16 protein-coding genes are annotated in these 18008 nt (G+C 63.1%); 10 read left to right on the plus strand and 6 right to left on the minus strand.

Translation table 11 applies throughout. The features are described from left to right. Window positions 1-9 precede the first annotated feature (9 nt). Window positions 10-933 carry a LysR family transcriptional regulator gene (locus CAL19_RS07805; protein WP_094796482.1) on the minus strand — a complete coding sequence of 308 codons (924 nt, stop codon included), beginning with the start codon at window positions 931-933 and terminating at the stop codon, window positions 10-12. A gap of 145 nt (window positions 934-1078) precedes the next feature. On the opposite strand from CAL19_RS07805, the gene CAL19_RS07810 reads away from it, so the two are divergent. Both CAL19_RS07810 and CAL19_RS07815 read left to right on the plus strand, forming a co-directional pair. Continuing rightward, a complete protein-coding gene (locus CAL19_RS07810) occupies window positions 1079-1777 on the plus strand; it encodes a pirin family protein (RefSeq protein WP_094796483.1) in 699 nt (232 codons plus the stop codon). A gap of 64 nt (window positions 1778-1841) precedes the next feature. Next, window positions 1842-2726: a pirin family protein gene (locus CAL19_RS07815; RefSeq protein ID WP_094796484.1), complete on the plus strand. Its 885-nt coding sequence runs from the start codon at window positions 1842-1844 to the stop codon at window positions 2724-2726. Between the two features lie 194 nt (window positions 2727-2920). Here CAL19_RS07815 and CAL19_RS07820 read toward each other — a convergent pair whose 3' ends face one another. The 3 genes from CAL19_RS07820 to CAL19_RS07830 all read right to left on the minus strand — a co-directional run bounded on the left by CAL19_RS07820 (window position 2921) and on the right by CAL19_RS07830 (window position 6547). After that, window positions 2921-3697 (minus strand): ABC transporter ATP-binding protein, encoded by a 777-nt coding sequence (locus CAL19_RS07820; protein ID WP_026641304.1) that lies wholly within the window; start codon window positions 3695-3697, stop codon window positions 2921-2923. Between the two features lie 4 nt (window positions 3698-3701). Then, the gene (locus tag CAL19_RS07825) at window positions 3702-5372 is read right to left on the minus strand and encodes an ABC transporter permease (protein ID WP_094796485.1); all 1671 of its coding nucleotides are present in this window, start codon (window positions 5370-5372) and stop codon (window positions 3702-3704) included. A gap of 134 nt (window positions 5373-5506) precedes the next feature. Next, window positions 5507-6547 carry a Fe(3+) ABC transporter substrate-binding protein gene (locus CAL19_RS07830; protein ID WP_026641306.1) on the minus strand — a complete coding sequence of 347 codons (1041 nt, stop codon included), beginning with the start codon at window positions 6545-6547 and terminating at the stop codon, window positions 5507-5509. 309 nt (window positions 6548-6856) lie between these two features. Between CAL19_RS07830 and CAL19_RS07835 the strand changes: the two genes are divergently transcribed. Further along, the gene (locus CAL19_RS07835) at window positions 6857-7633 is read left to right on the plus strand and encodes a ferredoxin--NADP reductase (protein ID WP_026641307.1); all 777 of its coding nucleotides are present in this window, start codon (window positions 6857-6859) and stop codon (window positions 7631-7633) included. 198 nt (window positions 7634-7831) lie between these two features. Next, window positions 7832-9139 (plus strand): flagellin, encoded by a 1308-nt coding sequence (locus tag CAL19_RS07840; protein WP_094796486.1) that lies wholly within the window; start codon window positions 7832-7834, stop codon window positions 9137-9139. A 54-nt stretch (window positions 9140-9193) separates the two neighbouring features. Here CAL19_RS07840 and dctP read toward each other — a convergent pair whose 3' ends face one another. Together dctP and CAL19_RS07850 are read right to left on the minus strand one after the other, a co-directional pair. Further along, window positions 9194-10198 carry a TRAP transporter substrate-binding protein DctP gene (gene dctP / locus CAL19_RS07845; RefSeq protein ID WP_026641309.1) on the minus strand — a complete coding sequence of 335 codons (1005 nt, stop codon included), beginning with the start codon at window positions 10196-10198 and terminating at the stop codon, window positions 9194-9196. 91 nt (window positions 10199-10289) lie between these two features. After that, window positions 10290-11255, minus strand: coding sequence for a Bug family tripartite tricarboxylate transporter substrate binding protein (locus CAL19_RS07850; RefSeq protein WP_026641310.1), 966 nt, complete (start codon window positions 11253-11255; stop codon window positions 10290-10292). Between the two features lie 262 nt (window positions 11256-11517). On the opposite strand from CAL19_RS07850, the gene CAL19_RS07855 reads away from it, so the two are divergent. The 6 genes from CAL19_RS07855 (at window position 11518) to CAL19_RS07880 (ending at window position 18003) form a co-directional block, all read left to right on the plus strand. Beyond that, entirely contained in the window at window positions 11518-11904 is a 387-nt protein-coding gene (locus tag CAL19_RS07855) for a Rid family detoxifying hydrolase (RefSeq protein WP_026641311.1), read from the plus strand. Window positions 11905-11936: 32 nt separating this feature from the next. Beyond that, window positions 11937-14021, plus strand: coding sequence for an ATP-dependent DNA helicase RecG (recG, locus tag CAL19_RS07860; protein ID WP_094796487.1), 2085 nt, complete (start codon window positions 11937-11939; stop codon window positions 14019-14021). Window positions 14022-14075: 54 nt separating this feature from the next. Beyond that, window positions 14076-15017, plus strand: a complete 942-nt coding sequence (locus tag CAL19_RS07865; RefSeq protein ID WP_026641313.1) for a LysR substrate-binding domain-containing protein — start codon at window positions 14076-14078, stop codon at window positions 15015-15017. Between the two features lie 96 nt (window positions 15018-15113). Further along, on the plus strand, window positions 15114-15617 hold the full coding sequence (locus CAL19_RS07870) for a Dps family protein (RefSeq protein WP_026641314.1): 504 nt from the start codon (window positions 15114-15116) through the stop codon (window positions 15615-15617). A gap of 117 nt (window positions 15618-15734) precedes the next feature. After that, window positions 15735-16514, plus strand: a complete 780-nt coding sequence (locus CAL19_RS07875; protein WP_094796488.1) for an SDR family NAD(P)-dependent oxidoreductase — start codon at window positions 15735-15737, stop codon at window positions 16512-16514. 43 nt (window positions 16515-16557) lie between these two features. Next, window positions 16558-18003, plus strand: a complete 1446-nt coding sequence (locus tag CAL19_RS07880; protein ID WP_094796489.1) for an LTA synthase family protein — start codon at window positions 16558-16560, stop codon at window positions 18001-18003. Window positions 18004-18008 lie beyond the last annotated feature (5 nt).

Consider the following 18008-nt stretch of genomic DNA (forward strand, 5'->3'; position numbering starts at 1 on the left):
GGGCATTGTTCAGCCGGCCTGCTGTAGTCCCAGCAGGCTTTCGCACAGGCGGGGCGAACGCAGCTTCTGCAGCCACCATTTCAATGCCGCGCCCGGCGCCTGGTCGCGCCAGGCATACACCAGCTGTTCCGTCATGGGCACGCCATCGACAATCTGGCACTCGACCAGCTCGCCGCGCACGATGTAGGGCGCGGCCAGCGTCAAGGGCAGGTATCCGCAGCCCAGGCCGCGTACCTGTGCGTCGATCTTGGCCTGCATGGTGGGCATCACAATCAGCGGCTGCCTGTTCAGCAAGCCCCGCGTCAGGGGGGGAAGGTGGCGCGACGTATCAGCGACCACCACGGCGCAATACGCCGCGATGTCGCTTGCCTGCAAGGGCCGGCCCAGCAAGGCCAGCGGATGGTCCGGCGACACACAAAAACCGAACTGGACCTCGCCCATGGCATGCGAGCGGTAAGCCGCTGGCGCGGCGCCATTCGCATCCGCGCCGATCACAAGGTCGGCGCGCCCGCTGGCCAGCGCATCCCAGTTGCCGCCCAGCACCTCGGTGGACAGGCGTAACGTCGTGACGGACGCAGCCTCGCGAAACTCGCGGATGACGTCGTACAGCGGGGGCAGGGGCAGTATCGTGTTTACCGCCACGCGCAGTTCCAGTTCCCAGCCGGTGGCCACCCGCTTGACCCTGCCGGCCAGGGCATCGAGCGATTGCAATACCTGGCGTCCGTCCTGCAGCAGCGTCTGGCCCGCCGGAGTCAGTTGCGCGCGATGGCCGCTGCGATCAAACAGAAGTACATCCAGGGCGTCTTCGAGCTTGCGCACCGCGTACGTGACGGCAGAGGGCACTTTGCCGAGTTCCCGCGCCGCTTTTGCAAAGCTGCCGTGGCGGGCGATGGCGTCTACCATGTACAGCAGTTCGGGCGTTATTGCTTGCATGGAAAAATCATTCAAATAAATTGAATGCTCTCATCAAACGGCTTCATCCACAAGTCAGTGAACTCCACCCACAATACGTCTTATCAGCGGCGTTGCTGTGCATGCGGTCAGCGCCGCCAGTTCAAAATTTTCAAAGGAGTCGATCATGCTGACTTTGCGCCGTAGCCATGAACGAGGCCATGCCAACCACGGCTGGCTGGACAGCTACCATACCTTTTCGTTTGCCAACTATTACGACCCGGCGCACATGGGGTTCGGGCCGCTGCGCGTGATCAACGACGACCGCATCGCGCCGGGCCGCGGCTTCGGCACGCACGGTCACCGCGATATGGAGATCATTACCTATGTGCTGGAAGGCGCCGTCGCGCACAAAGACAGCATGGGCAGCGGATCGACCATCCGGCCTGGCGACGTGCAGCGCATGAGCGCAGGGCGCGGCGTAATGCATTCCGAGTTCAATCCGCTGGACGACCGGCACACCCATTTGCTGCAGATCTGGATCGAGCCCGACGTTACGGGCATCGCGCCGGAATACGAAGAGCAGCGCGTTCCCGAAAGCGAAAAGCGGGGCCGGTTGCGCCAGGTGGTGTCGCCAGACGGGGCTGATGGGTCGATGCGCATCCACCAGGATGCACGGTTGTACGTGGGTTTGTTCGATGGCGGCGAACAGGCCGAACTGTCGCTCGCGCCCGGGCGTCGCGCCTGGGTGCATATCGCGCGCGGCCAGGCGACCGTCAACGGCGTGGAACTGTCCGCCGGCGATGCGGTGGCCCTGACCGACGAGGCGGCCGTGCGCATCAGCGACGGCAGGCAGGCCGACGTGTTGGTATTCGATTTACCGTAAGCGTGGCGGCGCTGGCGCAGGCCGGCGCATTTCCAGAGGCGTCTTTTCCGAAGAGGAAATCATCATGTCCAGTATCGAAACCCTGATTGTTCCGCGCACCAGCGACCTGGGCGGCGGCCTGGAAGTGCGGCGCGCCTTGCCTTCCGCCCAGCGGCGCACGGTAGGTCCGTTTGTCTTTCTGGACGAGATGGGCCCGGCCCTGTTCGACCCCGGCGCAGGCGTCGACGTGCGTCCCCATCCGCATATCGGCCTGTCGACTGTCACGTATCTGTACGAAGGCGCGATGATGCACCGGGACAGCGCCGGGCATGTCCAGGAAATCCGTCCTGGCGAGCTCAACTGGATGACAGCGGGGCGGGGCATCGTCCATTCCGAACGCACGCCACCGCCGCAGCGGGACGCAGGCCAACGGCTGTGGGGCTTGCAGCTGTGGGTGGGGCTACCCAGCCGGCACGAAGAAACCGATCCGGGCTTCGTGCATTACGGCCTCGACGCGCAACCGCTGATAGAAGGCGAGGGCGTACAGGCGCGCGTGGTGGCCGGTTCGATATTCGGCCAGACTTCCGCAGTACGCACCCTGTCGCCGCTGTTCTTCGGAGATATCGTGCTGCAGCCGGGCGCCACCGTGGTCGTGCCCGCCGAACATGAAGAGCGCGCAGCATACCTGAGCAGCGGCGTGGTCGAAGTCGATGGCCAAAGCCATCAGCCGGGGCAGCTGCTGGTTTTCGCCGCTGGAAAACCGGTCGAAATCAAGGCACGGGAAACGGCGCGATTTGCAATACTGGGCGGCGAGCCCCTGGACGGGCCGCGCTTCGTCTGGTGGAACTTCGTGTCCAGCAGCAAAGACCGCATCGAGCAAGCCAAGCTCGACTGGGAACGCAGCCGCTTCAACCAGGTCGTGCCTGGCGATGAAACCGAATACATCCCGCTGCCACCTCCGCGGCAATAAGTGTCCGGCGTCACCGCGCTCGCCAACGAACCGGTGTCTGACTCCGATAGGTGTCAGACACCCTGCGGGAGTCAGACACCCGCCAAACCGCATCCCCGCCGCTCGCCAACGAATCGGTGTCTGACTCCGACAGGTGTCAGACACCCTGCGGAGGTCAGACGCCTTCCCAAATGGCATTACTGTATTGCGGGCGGCTACATTCCGCGGGCGTAGGCCTGTTGCCGCTGGGCCGCCAGCGTTTCGCGCCGCACGAAATCCCGTACGAAACCGTCCGCAGGGTGGTGGTGCAGGTTGTAGGGCGTATCCCATTGCACGATCTTGCCTTCCTTCATGACCCCGATGCGGTCGGCGATGGCAAATGCTTCGGCCTGGTTATGCGTCACCAGAATCGCCGTATGTCCAGTCGATTTCAGGATTTCGCGTACCTCGAACGCCAGGCGCTCGCGCGTATCGACGTCCAGGTTGGAGAAAGGCTCGTCCAGCAGCAACAGCTCGGGCGACGGCGCCAGTGCGCGAGCCAGCGCCACGCGCTGCTGCTGGCCGCCGGATATCTCGTGCGGATAACTGTCGGCCGAGGCCGCCAACCCTACCAGGTCCAGCATTTCACGTACGCGGGCGGTACGTTGGGCGCTGCCCATCCGGCGCAGGCCAAAAGCTACATTCTGCGCCGCGGTCAGGTGGGGAAACAACGCGTAGTCCTGGAACATCATGCCTACGCGGCGCAGCTCCGGAGCCACCTGCACCGTGGGCGACGAAATGATGGTGCCGTCCAGGGCGATGTGCCCCGCGCGCAGCGGCTCGAAACCCGCAATCGCGCGCAGGATGGTGGTTTTGCCACAGCCGGATTCGCCGAGCAGGCAGCCGATATGGCCGGCGGGCAGCGACAACGACAGGTCCCGCACCACAGACTTATGCCCCTGAGGGGTATCGTATGCCAGGCAGATGCGGTCTAGTTCAAGCAGGTCGGGCACGATATCAATGTCCCATCTTCAAATTAGTGCGCGCCAGCAGGATGACGGGCAGCAGCCCGGCCAGCACAATGGCCAGCGCTGCGACCGCGCCTTCCTCGTATGTGCCGCGCGCGGCCTCGGCGTATAGCCAGGTCGCCAGTGTTTCGAAATTCAGCGGTCGCAGCAGCAACGTGGCCGGCAGCTCTTTCATGGCGTCCACGAAAACCAGCAGGGCGGCCGCGGCCAACGCGGGGCGCAGCAAGGGTAGATGCACACGGCGCAGCGTGCTGCCGGCGGATTCCCCCAGCAGGCGGGACGCCTGTTCCAACGAAGGCGGAATACGCGCCAGCCCGGCTTCGATACCGCCTACCGACACCGCCAGGAAGCGCATTGTGTATGCGCATACCAGGGCGCCCATCGAACCCATCAAAAACAGGCCTTGCGTGCCGAACACCGCGCCTATCTGGCGATCGATCCAGGTAAACGGCACCAGCAGCCCGATGGCCAGCACTGTGCCGGGCACGGCGTAACCCAGGCTGGCAATGCGGGCGCATGCACGTCCCGGGTTGAAACGCGCGCTTTCGCGTAACGTACGGCCGGACCAGGCCACGATCAGCCCGCAAATCAGGGTCACGATGGTGGCGGTAAACGCCACAGCCAGCGTATTGAACAGGCCATTCAACAGTTGGCTGGACACGCCCCCCACAAGATGCAGGCGCTTGTAGGTTTCTACCACCAGGTATCCGGCCGGCGCCACAAAACCGATCAGGACGGGTATCCAGCCCAGCACGATGGCGAGCAGGGCGGCCGCGCCGCGCAGCCGACGCGGCTGCATCGGGCGCATCCGCTGCGTATTGGCATAGCGTTGGCGCTTGCGCCCGTGCCGCTCCAGCAGGATCAGCCCCACCACGATGGCAAGCATCGTCAGCGCGATCTGGGCCGCGCTGGCAAGGTCTGAGCGGGTGATCCAGGTGGTGTATACCGACACGGTCAGGGTCTGCACGCCCAGGAATTCGGACGCGCCGATGTCGTTCAGGGTTTCCAGCAGCGCCAGGCTTGCGCCCACGGCAATGGCCGGCCGCGCCAGCGGCAAGGCCACCCGCACGAACACGCCCACACGGCCGGCGCCCAGCGTGCGCGCGGCCTCGAGCAGGCTGGCCGCCTGCGTCATGAACATGATGCGGGTGCTCAGGTACACGTACGGGTACAGCACGAAGCCCAGCACGAAAATGGCGCCGTAGATAGAACGCAGGTCGGGCAGGCGGAACTCTCGAGGGCTGTCGTAGCCAAGCACGGTGCGTATTGCGGTCTGGATCGGACCGATGGGGTGCAGCAGGTCCAGATAGGCAAAGGCAATGATGTAGGTAGGCACTGCCAGGGGCAGCAGCAGCGTCCAGGTCAGCGTGCGGCGGGTGGGAAACTCGTACGCCGTCACCAGCCAGGCGGCGCCGGTGCCCAGCATCGTGACCAATATGCCCACGCCCAGCAGCAGCAGCGCGGTGTTGGCGAACGCCTGGGGCAATACGTACTGCGTCAGGTGCGACCAGTGAGATAGGTCCGCATGTGCCGCCTGCCAGGCCAGCGCGCCCAACGGCGCCAGGACAGCCAGCGCCACCAGCGCGGCGCCAGTCAGCCACCCCGCGCCGCGTTCAGGTCCGCGCAAACGCCATGGGCGAGGCAAGGTTTCTGTATGCATGCTTCAAGAAAGAAGGTGCCTGATCTCCGGCCTGGAGTCAGACACCTGATTACGTTTGCGCCGCGCCGGCCGTCGCCGGCCGGCGCCGAACAACGCGAAGGCCGTTCAGGCCATGCGTCGCTTTTCACGCAGGCTTAGTTGTCAAAGCCCACTTTGTCGACGAGTTCGCTGGCCTGTTTGCGGTACTTGGCGACTTCGGCAACGGGCAGGGAGTCTACCTTCAATTCGCCAAAGCTGGCCACCACGGGATCCAATTTCACACCCTTGCGGACCGGGTATTCGTAGTTGGCACGGGCGTACAGCGTCTGGGCCGGCTCGGACACCAGGAATTCCAGCAGCTTGATGGCGTTGTCTTTGTTGGGAGCATGCTTGGCCACAGCCGCGCCGCTGATGTTCACGTGCGTGCCGTCGCCGCCGTTCTTGAACGTGGGACGCACAACCTTGATCGCATCACCCCATTTGCGGGCATCGGTACCCGGCTCGGCGTTCTTCATGTGGCCGACGTAATACGCATTGGCGATGCCGATGTCGCAAATGCCGCCCAGGATATCGCGCGCCACGTCACGGTCGCCGCCAGCCGCCTTGCGGGCCAGGTTGGCTTTCACGCCGCGCAGCCATTGCTCGGTGGCTTCTGCTCCGTCATGGGCGATCATTGCGGCCACCATGCCCGTGTTATAGGGGTGCTGGCCCGAGCGGATGCACACCTTGTTCTTCCATTTCGGGTCGGCCAAGTCTTCATAGTGGAAGCTGTCGAGTTCCAGATCATTGGCCGCATACAGCACGCGGTCGCGCAGCGACAGCGTGTACCACTGGCCGTCCGCGCCGCGCAGGTTGGCGGGGATCACCGAATTCAGGGTTTCCGACTTGATGGGCTGGGTGACGCCGCCGTCGACCAGATCGATCAGGTTGCCGATGTCCACGGTCATCAACACGTCGGCGGGCGACTGCGCGCCTTCGGCTTTCACACGCTCCAGCAGGCCGTCTTTGACAAACACCGTGTTGACCTTGATGCCGCTTTCTTTAGTGAACGCATCCAGCATCGGCTGGATCAGCTTCGGTTCGCGAGTGGTGTACAGGCTGACTTCGTCAGCAGCCGCCGCGGGCGCGGCGAAGATGCTGCCAGCCACCGCAAGCGCGCCCAGCAGGGGGGTCAAGGAAAGGCGTCGGATCGACATGGAGAGCTCCAGTGCAGGATAAAACGGACACAAAGCGGCATCCGCACGCACGCCGCAGCGCGTCCGTTAACGAAAATGATTATCAAGTAGGTGCGACAATAACAGGAAGCCGTTTGGCGTTCAACTTGAAGACGGCTTGGCGGCCGGACGCCTGATCTCTATCAAAAAGTTATAAAGGCATTACGGATTAATGAGAGCAGTTATCAAGCACTCGCGTTAAAATAGGGATAACCCTTAGCCCGTGCAGCGTCTTTTCTGCAGTACGGAAATCCATCCGGCGTACCTGGTGCGTCGTACCATTTCAGCGACATGGCAGCTTTCAATACCGAGCGCGTACTGAGCGTGCGCCACTGGAACGATACGCTTTTTTCCTTCACCACCACGCGTGACGCGGCCCTGCGGTTCCACAACGGCCATTTCGTCATGATCGGCCTGGAAGTCGAAGGCAAGCCCCTCATGCGTGCCTACAGCATCGCCAGCGCCAACTACGAAGAAAACCTTGAGTTTCTCAGCATCAAGGTCCAGAACGGGCCCCTGACCTCGCGCCTGCAACACCTGAAAGAAGGCGACACCATCCTGGTCAGCCGCAAACCGGTGGGCACGCTGGTGGTAGACGACCTCAAGCCGGGCAAGCACCTGTTCCTGTTCGGCACCGGCACGGGCCTGGCTCCCTTCATGAGCATCATCAAAGACCCCGACGTCTACGAGCGCTTCGAAAAGGTCGTGCTGGTGCACGGCGTGCGGTGGGTCAGCGAACTGGCCTACGCCGATTTCATCGAAAACGAGCTGCCCAACAACGAATTCTTCGGCGACGTCGTCCGCGAAAAGCTCATTTACTATCCCACGGTCACGCGCGAGCCCTTCCGCAACCAGGGGCGCATCACCGAGCTGCTTGAAAACGGCAAGCTGTGCCAAGACATCGGCCTGCCGCCCATCAATCCCGAGACCGATCGCGCCATGCTTTGCGGCAGCCCGCATATGCTGGCCGACATCAGCGCCATGCTCGATTCGCGCGGCTTCACGGTGTCGCCGGGGGTTGGCGAGCCGGGTGACTACGTGGTCGAACGGGCGTTCGTCGAAAAGTAAACCGCCCCGCGTCGCCCGGGTACCGCAGCGCAAGCCCTGTCCGTTTCGCGGGCAGGGCTTTTTCGCGTGGGCGTCGGGCATTGCGCGGGTTAGCAAGAATCGCCGTTATTGTTACGAAACATAAAATATATGTAGAAAAGCTAAATCTTTGCGAAGCGCGGACGATATACATCATGTCTACGTCGCAGTTGCAATCCTATGTTGATAAATTTCAGCCCCTTCTCGGGGTGGGCCAACTCACATCTCAAGCGCTCGCAGGCCGTGCTGGGGTCGAGTGTGGAAAGGCTATCGTCCGGGCTGAGGATCAATTCGGCCCGCGACGATGCGGCGGGGCTTGCCATCGCCAACCGCATGACAAGCCGGATCAAGGGCAACGCGGCCGCCATGCGCACCGTGTCTGACGCCATCGGTCTCCTGCAGACCGTGGAGGGGGGCGCATCCGACATCAATTCGCTATTGCAGCGCATGCGCGAGCTCACCGTGCAGCACCGCAACGGCTCATTGTCTTTCCAGGATCGGGAGTTTATCCAGACAGAAATCGCGCAGATCCGCGACGAGATCAATCGCATCGGCGCAGAGCTGAACTTTGCGGGGCGAGGCCTGCTCGACGCCGAGCAGTCGCTGCGCTTCCAGCTGTCGAGCGAGGCATCCGATACGCTGGAGTTGAATCTGCAACCGCTGAATACCGATACGTTGGGCGTGAACGCTATCCGGCCTCCGGTGGGGCCGCCGCTGTCAGAGATTACGATCGCCAGCGGTGCCAATGCCGGCACGTGGAAGCTCGAGCTTGAAGGCATCATCAACCGGGACGGGGTGCTGCTGAAACCTGGCGAGGCGGAAGCCGCCTATCACGTGACACCGGGTTCTATCACCATCCACCAGGTCAGGAATCGCGATGGAAGCGCCCGGCCGGGCGAGTACGCAGTCAAGGTGGGCGACGATTACTACCATCGGGCAGAAGGGGCCCTGGTGTTTGACCACGCATCCGGGGTGGCTACGTATCGCGTGCACAATGGCTACCAACAGGCCGACATCGAGGATCCCGCGCGCGGCGTGACCCTGGACGACCAGCCGATCGACAACGTAAAACTGGGCTGGGATAAAGACGGCAACTACGTGAAGTACCTCGAATGGCAGGGGCACTTCGTGGAATACGATCCGCTGGCGGGCCGGCTCAACAACAAGTTCTACCTGAGTGGCCCGAATGCGAACACGATCGAACTTATGCAGCCGGATTCGCTGGCGCAGATCGACGCCGCCATCGCGCAGGTAGACGGGTATCGCACCTATCTGGGCGCGACTCAGAATCGGCTCGAATCTGTGCTCGAGGGCCTGTCGACGTCGCAGCTGGCCTTGAATTCGGCCCGATCGCGTATCGAAGATGCCGACTATGCCGTGGAAACGTCCAATATGATACGGAGCCAGATTGTGCAGCAGGCTGTGCAGGCCGTGCTGGCCCAGGCCAACCAGATTCCGCAGACAGTGCTCAGCCTGCTGCGCGGATAAGTCCGTGTGGCAGGCTGGAAACCTCAGGTAGGCGCACTGAGGGCTGCTACGCCGTCATGCTCCGGGCGCCGACAGGCAGGCAGCCTCTTTATCGGACAGCGGATTGGCCTTCAGCCATGCCTGCGTTTCTTCATCCCCGGCGCGCTTGAGCGCCGCCATGATCGAATCAGACGGTTGTGTGGCGAGCGTCATTTTGTTTTCCCGCATGCGCGCATAGTTGGCTTCAATGCGCTGTTCGACGCCAGCCCATGACGTGGCGGAGACTTTCTTCGCCGCTTCGCTCAGAATCGCCTGGTCGCCGGCGCCTAGCTCGTCCCAGGTCTTTTTATTGATGATGGTGTAGCTCAGCGGTATCGAATAGCTTACGGCGGTGAAATGGGGCAGGTGGTTCCACAGGTTGCGACCCGCGCCGCCGTCGCCCGAGGTCAGCACTGCGTTGACCTCGCCGGCAGCCAGTTTGTCGGCCAGCGCGGAATAAGGCATCTGCACGCTTTGCGCGCCCACTCTCTCGAACACGGACTTGCTGGTGGCGTCGTAGGTGCGGATCTTCAAGGCCTTGATGTCGGCTTCGCTTTGCAGCGGCTGCACCGACCAGATCCCCGAAGGCGGCCAGGGCGTCACATACAGCAAGTGCGCGCCCAGCGCCTGCGCGCGCTGTTCCAGCGCGGGGCGGGCGCATTCATACAGAGTGCGGGCCTGCTTGAAATCCCTGGCGGCGAAGGGCAGGGACGACAGCAGGAACAGCGTATCCTTGTTGCCCAGTACCCCGCCGAACAGCGTCGCCATCTGGGTTTTGCCGTCGATCACCGCCGCCACCTGCGCATCCCCTTTGTAAGGGTTCTGCTTTTCCTGGCGTGTCTCAATGACGATCCCGCCCGCCGACGCTTTTTTGACCAGATCGGCGAATTGCAGGTCGGCCGAGGCGGTGATCGACGTGGCCGGATACTCGTTGATCAGTTCAAGACGGGTCTGGGCTGTGGCCTGCGTGGCCATGCAGGCACCGGCCAGCATGGCGGCCGCGATCGCGCAGCGATGGGCCGAATGATTGGAAAGCTGCATCTGTGTTTCCCCTTGCGCGGTATATCCGCCCGTCGGTTTTAGCACCGAGGCCGGGCCGCGGGTACCAGGGGGAAACACGGACTGCTGCGGGTCATTCCGGCTGTATGCCGGCCTTCTTGATAATGTCGCCCCACTTCTGCGACTCGTTGCGCTGGAACTGCGCCAGCTCCTGGGGCGTGGACGTGGCGGGGGTGGTGCCCGTCGATTTGTAGAAATGCTGCGCCGCCTGCCGCTGCGTGGCTTTGATCAGCAAGTCATTCAGCTTGGTGACCACGGCCTGCGGCGTGCCGGCCGGCACATAGGCGCCGAACCAGTAGCCCATCTCGTAGCCGGGCACGCCGGCCTCGGCGATGGTGGGCAGGTTGGGCGCCAGCGGCGACCGTTCGCTACCGGTAAAGCCCAGCCCCCGCAGCTTGCCGGCTTCGACCTGCGGCAGGCCAGTGGCGCTGTCCGTGATCATCATGTCGATCTGCCCGCCCAGCAGATCGGTAATCGCCAGCGGATTGCTTTTGTACGGCACGTGCAGCAGCTTCACGTCGGCCATCTGCTGCAGCAGTTCTCCGGCGATACGGCTGCTAGAACTGCCGCTGCCGAAACTCAGCTTGCCCGGAGACTTCCTGGCCAACGCCAGGAAGTCCGACACGCTCTTGGCCTCGGAGGACGGGTTGACCACCATAAATTGCCCACCCTTGCCCAACAGCGTCACGGGGGAAAAGTCCTTTACCGGGTCGTAGGGCAGGCTTTTGTAAAGATGTTCGTTGGCCGCATGCGTGGTGTTCGTCGTAATCAGCACCGTATAACCGTCGGGCGCGGCGCGCGCCGCTGTCTGCGCCCCGATCATGGCGCTGGCGCCCGGCTTGTTCTCGATCACTACCGATTGGCCTGTCTGTTCGGCCACGCCTTGGCCGATGGCCCGGCCCAGCTGATCCGTGGCGCTGCCCGCAGTAAACGGAACAATGAACGTGATGGGCTTGGCGGGAAAGTCCTGCGCGGCGGCTGCAACCATGGGCAGGCTGGCGAGCAGGGCGGCAAGTGATCGTAGCGGAGTGGTGCGCATGAATGTCTCCTGTAGTTGTACACCGCACTATAGGCAGGGGCGCTTAATAAGTTAAATCGAAAATTAAGATAAATTCATCCAGCAGGCCGATCAATTCATGGGGCAGGGATGGCTACGTCTCCGCTGGCCAAGCCGCTTTCGGCAGGTGCATGCGGCGATTTCGTGCGCAATGGGCAGGAACTTCTGTCTTTCGCAATTGCCTATTGATGAGTAAACTCCAATAGTGCAGTGTGTCTAACCGACTGACCCAAGGATACGGTCCATGAGCAAGCAGATCATCCATACCGACGAAGCGCCTGCCGCCGTCGGCCCGTACTCGCAAGCGATTGCCGTTACCGGCACCAAGACGGTGTATTTGTCCGGCCAGATCGGGCTCGAGCCAGGCACCGGCGACCTGGTGTCCGAAAACTTCGAGGCCCAGGTACGCCAGGCGTTTGCCAATATGCAGGCCGTCATCAAAGAAGCGGGCGGCACATTGGACAATATCGTCAAGCTGACGCTGTTCCTTACCGACCTGAACAAGTTCACCGCCGCCAACGCCATCATGGCCGAGATCATTCCGCAGCCGTTTCCTGCGCGCTCGACCATTGGCGTGGCCAGCCTGCCCAAGGGCGCGCAGTTCGAAGTCGAGGCCATCCTGGTTCTGTAGGCTGCGCGCACGCGCAGCAGCCAGGCGCCGTCATGCCGGCCACCGCCGCAGCCCGCAAATCCGCTGGCGCTTCTGCCGCCGGAACATCGCTCACGGACGTGCAGCGCAAGCTGCACAGCCTGGGCCTGGTGACTGCTGACGACTGTATTCTGCATTTGCCGCTGCGCTACGAAGACGAAACGCGCATCGTGCCGATCGCATCGCTGCGCCCGGGCGAGCCCGCCCAGGTCGAAGGCGAGATCCTGCGCAGCGAAATCCTGTACCGGCCGCGCCGCCAGTTGACGGCCGTCATGGCCGACGAAACGGGCGAATTGCAGTTGCGCTGGCTGAACTTTTACCCCAGCCAGCAAAAGCAGGTGGCCGCCGGGCGTCGCCTGCGCGCGCGAGGCGAGGTTCGCGGCGGCCTGTTCGGCCGTGAAATGGTGCATCCGCGCCTGACCGCCGCCGACACGCCGCTGCCCCAGGCCCTGACGCCGGTCTACCCCAGCACCGACGGGCTGTCGCAGCCGTCATTGCGCAAAGCCATCACGCAGGCGCTGCAGCAAGCCAATCTGGACGACACCTTGCCCGCGGAGGCGCTCGAACGCTACGAGCTGATGCCGTTTGCGCCTGCCATTCGCCTGTTGCATGCGCCGCCGCCGGGGATTTCCGAAGACGATCTCGTCGAACGCGGCCACCCGGCCTGGCGTCGCATCAAGTTCGACGAGCTGCTGGCCCAGCAGTTATCGTTGGCGGCTGCGCGCGCGGCGCGCCGTTCGATTCGCGCCACTCCGTTGCCGCACCGGGACGAGCCGGGGGGGCTGGTGCAGCGCCTTTACCAGGCCTTGCCGTTTCGGCTGACCGGAGCTCAGCAAAGAGTCGTGCAGGAGATCTCCGGCGATCTGTCCCGGTCGCATCCGATGCACCGCCTGCTTCAGGGCGACGTGGGCAGCGGCAAGACAGTCGTTGCCGCGCTTGCGGCGGCCCAGGCTATTGCCTGCGGGGCACAGGTGGCGCTGATGGCTCCCACAGAAATTCTGGCCGAGCAGCATTTTCGCAAGCTGGTTTCGTGGTTGCAGCCGCTGGGCGTAAATGTGGCCTGGCTAAGCGGCAGCCTCAGCGCCAAGGCTCGTCGCCAGGCCGCCGCCAGTGCGGCCGATGGCAGCGTGCAGTTGGTGGTCGGCACGCAGGCGCTCATCCAGGACCACGTCGAATTCCACAACCTGGGGCTGTCGATTGTCGATGAGCAACACCGTTTCGGGGTCGGGCAGCGGCTGGCGCTGACGCGCAAGGGCGAAGCGCCCGAGGGGCGCACTGTTCCTCACCAGCTCAACATGAGCGCCACGCCTATTCCGCGCACGTTGGCGATGACCTTCTTCGCGGACCTGGACGTCTCGGTTATCGACGAACTTCCGCCGGGCCGCACGCCGGTGGTGACCAAACTGGTCTCCGACGCACGCCGCGACGAGGTCGTCGCGCATGTAGCCGGCGCGGTGCGCGAAGGCCGGCAAGCCTATTGGGTGTGCCCGCTGGTCGAAGAAAGCGAGGCGCTGCAACTGCAAACGGCGGTAGACACCTACGAGGCCATGCGCGCGGAACTGCCCGATCTGCGGCTGGGCCTGGTGCATGGACGCTTGCCGCAAGCCGACAAGGCGGCCGTCATGCAGGCGTTTCGCGATGGCGACATCGACCTGCTGGTGGCGACCACGGTCATCGAGGTCGGGGTAGACGTTCCCAATGCGTCGCTGATGGTCATCGAACATGCCGAACGCTTCGGCCTGGCCCAGTTGCACCAGCTGCGCGGACGGGTAGGGCGGGGCAGCGCCGAATCGGTATGCGTGCTGCTGTACCAGACGCCGTTGTCACAAGTGGCGCGGCAACGTCTGCGAGCCATGTTCGAAACGTCGGACGGCTTCGAGATAGCCCGCCGCGACCTTGAACTGCGCGGCCCTGGCGAATTCCTGGGCACCCGGCAATCGGGCATGGCTTTGTTGCGTTTCGCCGACCTGGAATCCGACATCGGCATTGCAGAGCAGGCGCGCGAGGCGGCGGCCTGGCTAAGGGCCGAACATCCCGCCGTGGCCGAGGCACACCTGGCGCGCTGGATGCGCGGCCGCGAAGACTTCCTGCGCACATGAAAGCCGTTTTATTTTCCGTCACCCACCGCCGACCGTGGCAAGGTACGCACCAACATGACTCTGACCGAACTTAAATACATCGTCGCGGTCGCTCGCGAACGCCACTTCGGCCGCGCGGCCGAGGCATGTTTCGTCAGCCAGCCCACCTTATCGGTGGCCATACGCAAGCTCGAAGATGAACTGGGGGTCACCTTGTTCGAACGGGGCGGCTCCGAGGTGGGCGTTACCGCCATCGGGCAGCGCATCGTGACGCAGGCGCAGAAAGTGCTGGAAGAAAGCGCCAGCATCAAGGAAATCGCCCGCCAGGGCCACGATCCGCTGGCGGGGCCGTTGCGTGTCGGGGTCATCCACACCATCGGCCCGTACCTGCTGCCGCGCCTGGTGCCCATGCAGATTGCGCGCACTCCACAGATGCCGCTGCTGCTGCAGGAAAACTTCACCTTGCGCCTGGTAGAGCTGCTGCGCCAGGGCGAGATCGACTGTGCCATCATGGCCTTGCCGCTACCTGAGGCCGGCCTGGTCACCCAGCCGCTGTATGACGAACCGTTCGTGGTGGCCGTCCCGCGCGACCACGAATGGGCCGACCGCAAGGCCGTCAGTTCCGAAGACCTGAAGCAGCAAACCATGCTGTTGCTCGGGTCCGGACACTGTTTTCGCGACCAGGTGCTGGAAGTATGCCCCGAGCTGTCGCGCTTTTCGGCGGCCAGCGACGGCATCCAGCGTACGTTCGAAGGCTCTTCGCTCGAGACCATCCGACATATGGTGGCAGCCGGCATCGGCGTAACGGTGTTGCCGGTGACAGCGATACCGGAAGCCCAACCTCGCGCCCTGCTGAAATACCTGTCTTTCGAAGGGCAGCCGCCCGAGCGTCGGGTGGTGCTGGCCTGGCGCCGCAGCTTTCCCAGGCTGGCCGCCATCGAGGCCCTTGCCCAGGCGGTTTACGAATGCGGCCTGCCGGGGGTCAAAATGCTTGATAAAGAGGCCGTGGCCACTTAGGTTGATCGATGACCTGCCAACACGGCCTGCGATCACTCATTCGTTAGTCTACGGTGGTATTCTTGTTCAGTCGTTGTCCCAATAAAGGAGCTTTACATGGCCAAGTCTTCCAAAGCCGCCGGCACTGCTGCGGTGCGCATCAACATCGGCATTTCCGATAAAGACCGTACTGCTGTCGCCGCCGAACTTTCCAAGGTACTTGCCGACAGCTACACCCTGTATCTGATGACGCACAATTTCCACTGGAACGTCACGGGTCCGCTGTTCAACACGCTGCACCAGATGTTCATGACCCAGTATTCCGAAGAATGGGCTGCGCTGGACGACATCGCCGAACGCATCCGCGCCCTGGGCGTACATGCCCCCGGCACGTACCGCGAGTTCTCCAAGCTTTCTTCCATCGCCGAGCCGGCCAACGTGCCCGACGCCCTGGAAATGGTGCGTTTGCTGGTCAAGGGTAACGAAGCCGTCTCCAAGACGGCGCGCGCGGCCTTCGAAAAAGCCGATGCCGCCAACGACCAGCCCACCGCCGACCTGCTGACCCAGCGTATGGACATCCACGAGAAAAACGCCTGGATGCTGCGCAGCCTGCTCGAATAACCCCTCTGCGCTCTGGTATTGGTGCCGGCTTCCCCTGGGGAAGCCGGTGTCGTTTCAGCCCCGCTTCACCAGCGGCCGCGGGCCGCTTGTGTAAGCAATCGCACGGTGTCGACCTTTATGACTACGCCACAGGCGCCCGCATGCGTCCTGATCACGGGCGCTACGGGCGGTATAGGCAGCGCCCTGGCCCTGGAGTACGCTCGCGCCGGCACCCGGACGCTGGTTCTGCATGGCCGCAATCGCATACAACTGGACAAGCTTGCTCAGGAATGCGCGGCGCTGGGCGCCCGTACAGTGCTGCATGCGCAAGACATCCGCGATCACGACGCCCTTATGCAGTGGCTGGCCGACATCAGCGCGACCATGGCCCCCGATCTTGTCATTGCCAACGCTGGCGTCAACATCAACACCGGGCCCGAAGGGCAGGGCGAATCCTGGGACGACATGCACCGCCTGTTCGACGTCAATATCAAGGCCGTGATGGCCACGGTGCATGCATGCCTGCCGGCCATGCGGGCGCGCCGAAGCGGGCAGATTGCGCTGATCAGCTCGCTGGCGGCATGGCGCGGCCTGCCCGAAACGCCCAGCTACAGTGCGAGCAAGGCGGCAGTCAAGGTCTACGGCGAAGCCATGCGCGACCTGCTGGCGCAAGAAGGCGTCAGGGTCAACGTAGTAATGCCGGGGTACGTGGAATCTCAAATGTGTTTCGACATGCCGGGCCCGAAGCCGTTCTTGTGGAAGGCAGACAAGGCCGCGCGGGTAATACGCCACGGCCTGGAGAAAAACAAGGCGCGTGTCAGTTTTCCGTTTCCGCTGAATCTGGGGTGTTTTTTGCTGTCTGTGATTCATCCGGCGGTGTCGGGGTGGATCTTGCAAAGGCTGGGATACCGTGGTTGACGGTGGATGGCGCCTGCTGTGGGCTGTCGCTGTATCCGGGCTCTTGCTATCGTGGGCGATCGAGGCCGCATTGGTCCCGCGCTCGGCAGTTCCCTGGAAGCGGCCCTGGCGCGCCCTGGTGGCGCACACGGGTATTTTTGGCGTCGGGTTCGCAATAGAGCTGCTGATATTCAGGCGTCCCATATTCGGCGTCCTGAATCTCCTGCTGCTGCAGTTGCTGCTGGTGCTCGTGAGCAATGCCAAGCACCGTGCCCTGAGGGAACCCTTTGTGTATCAAGACATCGAGTATTTTCTGGATGCTTTGAAACACCCCAGGCTGTATTTGCCTTTCATCAACTTGTGGTTGATCGCTCTACTTGCCGCGGCGTATGCGGCCGCATGCGTGGTCGCCGTCCGGTACGAACCTGCCATCTTCGTATCTGCCGCGGACATGCTGCTTCTGCCGGGCGCAGTGCTCGTGGCGGCGCTGGGAATGCTGGCAAGCTGCAAGTCGGCCATTCTGCGAGGCCTGAGTTTCGATGCGGCCTCGGATTTGCGCCGGATCGGACAGCTCGCTTACCTGTGGGGCTATGCCGTCGCCGAAAAAGAAATCCCGACGCGGTCCGACAACACGGGGTGGGGACAGATCCCGGAGGGCCGGCGCCCCGATCTCGTGTCGATCCAGAGCGAATCGTTTTTTGATCCTCGCCGCTACGTTCCGCACTTAAACGCGGATATCCTGCAGCAATTCGATCGCCTTTGCGCGGAATCGGTCATGCACGGTCATGCGCAGGTACCCGCCTGGGGGGCGAACACGGTCCGTAGCGAGTTCGCATTTCTTTCCGGCCTGGGCGAGCACCAGTTGGGTGTGCACCGGTTCAATCCCTACCGCAGGCTTGCCCCGGCCGGCACTTCCTCGTTGGCGCGTCACCTTAAGTCCCAAGGCTATCGCACGATCTGCCTGCATCCTTTCCATGCGACCTTCTATCGCAGGGCCGACATCATTCCCATATTGGGGTTCGACGAGTTCATCAGCCTGGAAGATTTCGATCCGACCGACGCCAGCCACCCCTACTACGGAGACATTCCCCTGGGTCAACGCGTGCTTCGTGAACTGGATGCCCGCACGGACCAGCCCCTGTATGTGCACGTCATCACCATGGAAAACCACGGCCCCCTGCATTGGGAGCGCGTTACCGACCAGGACAGGCAGGCGATCGCGGCCGGGCCGTTACCGCCCCAATACGACGAACTCGTGGCCTACGTGCGCCATCTGAAGAACGCGGATGCCATGTTCGGGCAAATGGCCGAAGCGTTCCGTGGCCGTGCCAGGCAGACCAGTCTTTGCATTTTCGGCGACCATATCCCCATCATGCGCCATGTGTACGATACTTATATGCCCGATGGGAAAACGCCTTTCGTGATCTGGTCGAATTATGGCCAGGGCAAAGCCGTCAAGCAGGATCTCGTCCTGTCGGATCTGGCCCGCACATGGCTGGCGAGCCTGTAGCCGCG

The sequence above is a fragment of the Bordetella genomosp. 7 genome (assembly GCF_002261265.1).
Lineage (GTDB): Bacteria > Pseudomonadota > Gammaproteobacteria > Burkholderiales > Burkholderiaceae_B > Bordetella_A.

Excerpts from the sequence above, each read along its gene's own strand:
- CAL19_RS07805 (WP_094796482.1), bottom strand. The coding sequence starts at position 933 with ATGCAAGCAATAACGCCCGAACTGCTGTACATGGTAGACGCCATCGCC.
- CAL19_RS07810 (WP_094796483.1), top strand. The coding sequence starts at position 1,079 with ATGCTGACTTTGCGCCGTAGCCATGAACGAGGCCATGCCAACCACGGC.
- CAL19_RS07815 (WP_094796484.1), top strand. The coding sequence starts at position 1,842 with ATGTCCAGTATCGAAACCCTGATTGTTCCGCGCACCAGCGACCTGGGC.
- CAL19_RS07825 (WP_094796485.1), bottom strand. The coding sequence starts at position 5,372 with ATGCATACAGAAACCTTGCCTCGCCCATGGCGTTTGCGCGGACCTGAA.
- CAL19_RS07830 (WP_026641306.1), bottom strand. The coding sequence starts at position 6,547 with ATGTCGATCCGACGCCTTTCCTTGACCCCCCTGCTGGGCGCGCTTGCG.
- CAL19_RS07835 (WP_026641307.1), top strand. The coding sequence starts at position 6,857 with ATGGCAGCTTTCAATACCGAGCGCGTACTGAGCGTGCGCCACTGGAAC.
- CAL19_RS07840 (WP_094796486.1), top strand. The coding sequence starts at position 7,832 with ATGTTGATAAATTTCAGCCCCTTCTCGGGGTGGGCCAACTCACATCTC.
- dctP (WP_026641309.1), bottom strand. The coding sequence starts at position 10,198 with ATGCAGCTTTCCAATCATTCGGCCCATCGCTGCGCGATCGCGGCCGCC.
- CAL19_RS07850 (WP_026641310.1), bottom strand. The coding sequence starts at position 11,255 with ATGCGCACCACTCCGCTACGATCACTTGCCGCCCTGCTCGCCAGCCTG.
- CAL19_RS07855 (WP_026641311.1), top strand. The coding sequence starts at position 11,518 with ATGAGCAAGCAGATCATCCATACCGACGAAGCGCCTGCCGCCGTCGGC.
- recG (WP_094796487.1), top strand. The coding sequence starts at position 11,937 with ATGCCGGCCACCGCCGCAGCCCGCAAATCCGCTGGCGCTTCTGCCGCC.
- CAL19_RS07865 (WP_026641313.1), top strand. The coding sequence starts at position 14,076 with ATGACTCTGACCGAACTTAAATACATCGTCGCGGTCGCTCGCGAACGC.
- CAL19_RS07870 (WP_026641314.1), top strand. The coding sequence starts at position 15,114 with ATGGCCAAGTCTTCCAAAGCCGCCGGCACTGCTGCGGTGCGCATCAAC.
- CAL19_RS07875 (WP_094796488.1), top strand. The coding sequence starts at position 15,735 with ATGACTACGCCACAGGCGCCCGCATGCGTCCTGATCACGGGCGCTACG.